This window comes from Candidatus Glassbacteria bacterium, assembly GCA_019456185.1.
Classification (GTDB): Bacteria; Gemmatimonadota; Glassbacteria; order GWA2-58-10; family GWA2-58-10; genus JAJRTS01.
This window is the reverse complement of record VRUH01000106.1, coordinates 1-4,776: the sequence shown is the minus strand read 5'-3', so window position 1 is coordinate 4,776 and position 4,776 is coordinate 1. Positions and strand designations below refer to the sequence as shown.

4 protein-coding genes are annotated in these 4,776 nt (G+C 61.8%); 2 read left to right on the top strand and 2 right to left on the bottom strand.

Translation table 11 applies throughout. The annotated features are described in order from the left end of the window. Both FVQ81_18055 and FVQ81_18050 read right to left on the bottom strand, forming a co-directional pair. Nucleotides 1–451: C_GCAxxG_C_C family protein (locus FVQ81_18055; protein ID MBW7998436.1), on the bottom strand; the 451-nt coding region annotated here is incomplete at its 3' end. Between the two features lie 132 nt (nt 452–583). Then, a complete protein-coding gene (locus FVQ81_18050; GenBank protein MBW7998435.1) occupies nt 584–2,452 on the bottom strand; it encodes a sodium:solute symporter family protein in 1,869 nt (622 codons plus the stop codon). 210 nt (nt 2,453–2,662) lie between these two features. On the opposite strand from FVQ81_18050, the gene FVQ81_18045 reads away from it, so the two are divergent. Together FVQ81_18045 and FVQ81_18040 are read left to right on the top strand one after the other, a co-directional pair. Continuing rightward, entirely contained in the window at nt 2,663–3,457 is a 795-nt protein-coding gene (locus FVQ81_18045) for a hypothetical protein (GenBank protein MBW7998434.1), read from the top strand. 142 nt (nt 3,458–3,599) lie between these two features. Next, on the top strand, nt 3,600–4,776 hold a 1,177-nt coding region (locus FVQ81_18040), incomplete at its 3' end, for a hypothetical protein (protein MBW7998433.1).

Here is a 4,776-nt window from a genome sequence, read left to right as displayed (position 1 = left end):
TGCTCTTCCGATCTAGCATTTCCTCCAGGATCTGGGCGGCGGCGGCGACAAACTCCGGGCAGCGGCGGCTGAACACCCGCTTGCCCCTGGCGGCCATCATGCCCGCGTGCGTGCCCAGGTCGGTGCCCAGCAGCTGACGGCAGGCCACGGCGCCGTGGCGCTCGCGGAACTTCCGGCTGAACTCGCGCACCCGCTTGCGGGCCAGTTTCCGGCCCTCGGCGCCGGAGGCGTCTTCCTGCCCGCCGGCCTCGAGTCCGAGCACCAAACAGGCGCCGTTGACCGCTCCGCAGACCTCGCCGGTGCGTCCCAGTCCGCCCTCCAGCCCCAGGGCCAGCCTCAGCGCGGTTTCACGGTCCAGGCCGTAGCGGCCGCCGTATACCAGCAGGATTGCCTGGGCGCAGTTGTAGCCCTGGCGAAACAACTCGACAGACTGCTCTATTCTATCCGACAACTTTTACCGTTCCGTCCCGGCTGGTTTACACCGACGCTGACCGGATTAAACGTTTCTTTTACGCAGGGAGAATACTCTCAAGGGCCGCTAAAAATACACCCAATCAGCGCGACGGTCAAACTTCACCTGCCCTCACCTGCAGGAAAGGCGGCTCCAGGCTCCCAGGAAAAATACAACCATCCCGGCCACGGCGATCCAGCCGGCCGCGGAGATTGCCGACTGGCCCATCAGCACGCCCGCCAGGAACACTCCCAGCCCGGCGAACATCAGCCACAGCCAGAACCGGCCCCATCCGCTTTCGGGCCAGAGACTGTAGGTAAGTCCGGCGGCGGTTTCCTCATCGCTGCCGGAGCGGGTGGCCCAGACAAGCCGCACCTTTTCGCGGTCCGGCGCTCCGCTGAGCAGACTGACCGCAACACACACCACCAGCGCGCCCAGGGCGCTGGCCGCGGTTCCCGCCAGGATGTAGTTCCGGGCGGGCCAGCTCTGGGGGTCCAGGCCGAATGCGGCGGCGTACTTGAACGGGAATATCACCGCGGCGCCCAGCAGGATTCCGCCCAGATAACCGGCGGCCGCCCCCCGGCTGTTAGCCCTCTTCCACAGCAGGCCCATCACCACCGCGATTACGAACAGGGGCATATCGACAAAACTGACCACGGTCAGGTAGGCCTCGACCGCGTTCTCGAAAAACGGGATCAGGAAGCTGAACAGGATCATCAGCACGCCGATCACCAGGGTCACCGCCCGGACGACAAAGAGGACCTGACGGCTGGAGGCCTCGCGGTTGAACAGGTTGCGGTAAATATCGTTGGTGAAGATGGTGGCCGCGCTGGTCAGGTTGGCGTCGATAGTGGAGAACTGCGAGGCCAGCAGGCCTATGCAGACCATGCCCATCAGTCCCATCGGCAGCAGGCCCACCATCAGCGCGGGAAACGCGTAATCCTGGTGGGCCAGTTCCGGGTACAGCACCCTGCTGGCAAGCGCCGGAACGAACGTGAACAGGGCATAGGGAATGGTGACCACGCCGGCCAGCACAAGGCCCTTGGCCAGGCTGGTGGTGTCCCTGCTGCTGAACGATTTCTGCACCAGTCCGGGATCGGTGCTGGCCCACTGAATTCCCAGGAACATCATCGCCAGCACGAAACTCCAGCTGTAGGGTCCCGAGGCGGGCATCAACTCCAGGTGCTGGGGGCTGATCTCGTTAAGACTTGCCAGCATGCCGGGGAACCAGCCCACCGCTTTCATCGTCAGCGGTAAAATTATCAATGCTCCGACCATGATGAATACAAAGCACAGCGCGTCCAGAATCGCCACCGACCACATGCCGCCCAGGAAGGTATAGACAATCACCAGCACGGAGAAGATCGCCACCCAGAAAACGTAGCTGCCGCCGACCACCCAGCTAGCGGGGATACCCAGCGAATGGCCGACGGCGTTGAGACTGGCGGTGATGGCGGGACCGCTGATCATCTCGCTTGCCCGAACCGCCGTGTTGAGCACGACTCCCAGCCAGAACGCCAGGCGGAACACGCCGAAAAAGCCGACCAGCCCCCTGGTGCCGCGGCCGAACCGGCGTTCGAGAAATTCCGGCACGGTGGCTATCTTCAGGCGACGGAAAACCGGGAGGATGAACAACCCGGCCAAGGCCAGCGCCATCGCCCCGGTCCAGCCCTGCCAGATAATCGAGATGCCATGGCGGTAGGCCGTGCCTGTCTGGCTGACTATGCCGTAGAGGTTGATATTTGTCGCGGCCATCGTGGCGGCCAGGATGAACGGCGGCAGGTTCCGGCCGGCCAGGGTGAAATCCTCGGCCTCGCCGACCCACCTGTAGAACCACGAGCCGAACCAGAGGATGAAGACCATGAACGCCACGATCAGGGCGATGTCGACCCAGTGGATATTGGCCCCGCCGGTCGCCGCGGTTTCCTCTGCGAGGAGGTTGCCGGCAGTCAGTAAGAGTCCCGGTGAGATTAAGGGTATTGCATGGATGGAACGTTTCACCTGGACTCCTTCTCCGTGGTTCAAGCCGGCTGGTTAAAAGGCCGAAACAGATGAATAGCACCAAGCTAACCGGCGCCTTGCGCTTTGTCAATCGGAGTCCTTGCCAGGCAGTAACTTGCGATTGCCGGGAGGGCTGGTTACATTGAACAGTGCCTCCGCGCGGGCGGAATAATGCAACCTGTCGTGGGGTAGAGGTGTACTAAACAGGTGATGAGACACTTGAGCCACGACATCAGCCATATTCTGGACAACTGGGACTACGACCCGGCCAAGAGCTACCGTAAAATCATGGGAGACAACGGCCGGGAAAAGGTCCAGATCAGGGTGGATAACGCCGCGTTCCAAGGTGTGCTGCAAATGGAACTCGACGGCCGCCCCGACGGCCGTCAGCCGTACGGCTACGATTTCGCCCTGGATTATTACCGCCAGGCGCTCCAGCGCTACGAACAAACCCACGGGAATCAGCCGGGGTTCGAGCTGGACGAGGAAAGCTGCGTGGAACTGTTCGACGAGAGCCTGCGGATTTACAACCGCTACGTTTTTCTGCTCCAGTTGCAGGACTACACCCGGGTGGTTCGCGACACCAAGCGCAACATGGAACTTTTCCGCTTCGTCAACGCGCACGCCCACCGTGAATCCGACCGGAACAAGCTCGAGCGCTGGTGGCCGTATATAATCAGGATCAACGCCACGGCCGGAGCGCTGCTGGTGATGGAGGAGGGGCAGGATTTCGACTCAGCGCTGCAGGTTGTCAACCAGGCTATCGAGCGGATCGAGTCGCTGGAGGAGTTGGATGTGGAGGAGTTCCGTTCCGAGCGCGAACGCTCGCTGAAAGCCCTGGCCGAAATGCAGGAATCGATTCACGAGCACAAGCCGTTGAGCGCAGCGGAAAAACTACAGGTCCGGCTGGACGAGGCTGTGCAGGACGAGCGGTTCGAGGACGCGGCCCGCCTGCGCGACGTGCTCAAGGATTTCCAGCAGGGCGAACCCGACAGCCAGCTGTAAACTGGAGCGGACCGGGATTTCGGTAAGATCAAACGAGGATTGAATATTTATTGAGAATATTCGTCATAACTGGCAGGAAACGGAATTTAAACTCCCCCCAATTCGGTTTTCTGTCCCCACTCACCTCCAGCGGGAGGTAACGATGACCAGCGGCGGATTCAAGTTCTTCAGGGGCATCAGCCTGGCGGCAGTTCTGGGCGCATTCGCCCTCTTTACAGGCTGCACGGCCCATGCGCACTCCAGCACCGTGGTGCGCGCCCAGGCTTCCTCGGTCCCGGCGGAGGAATTCGAAGTCGACGAGTTTATCGGCACCCCGATCATGGGCGACTACGATAACGACGAGGACCTGGATTTCGTGCTCGAGGTAAACGACGGCGAGAAGGTGTTTAAGATCGAGGTCCACGAGTCCGCCGGCGGCGGCAACCGTGAGCTGCTCGAAAACGTGCGCCAGCGGGTAAACGCGTTGGAAGACAACGGCAGTATCCGCGTGGTCGGCTATTACAGTTCCGAGTACCGGGGCCGGGAAAAAGAATACGGCTTCCTGGACCTCAAAATGATCGCGTTTTTCGATCCCGAAAGCGGCCAGGAAGAGGCGTATTTCACCGACCCGCAGGATTCGCGGTTCTACACCGAGAGCGACGTGACCGTGATCTTCGCCCCGGGCCACCATTACCGGACGGTCCACTACCCGCATTACGTCAGTCCGTGGTGGGACTCTGACGGTGACGGGATTCCGAACCGCTACGACCCGTGGCCTTACTCCTACGACATCTGGTACGACTATAACCTCAACTACATTCCCGACTGGTACGATCCCTACTACGTGGGCTATTACCCGTACTGGGACCACTGGCACATGGACTTCTGGGTCGGGTATCGCTGGTACTCGCCGTACTATTATTACCGCGGTTACAACACGGCGGTCTATTACGACGATTACCGCACCTACACCCGGCTCTACGACCGCCGTTACGTGAACGACAGGGACAATTCCGGCAGGCGCCTGGCCAGGCTGGACGCCAAGAGCGACCGGATCTGGCGCGACGCCTATAACCGCGACCGCTCGCGACCCCGTGCGACCGACTCAAGGCCCGGCACCAGGAGCTACCGCGGCTACGAGTCGCGGTCGGTCGATAACCGCGTACTGGTAACCCCCTCGACCCGGACGCGCACCGGCTCCGACAGCCGTGACCGGGTGGTGGCCACGGCCGGTGACAATAACCTGACGCGCGGCAGCGATGAGCCGTTCACCCGCAACCGGGTGACCGGCAGCAACCCGGCCGGCACTACACGCGCCCGCGACCGCAATGTCTCCAGGG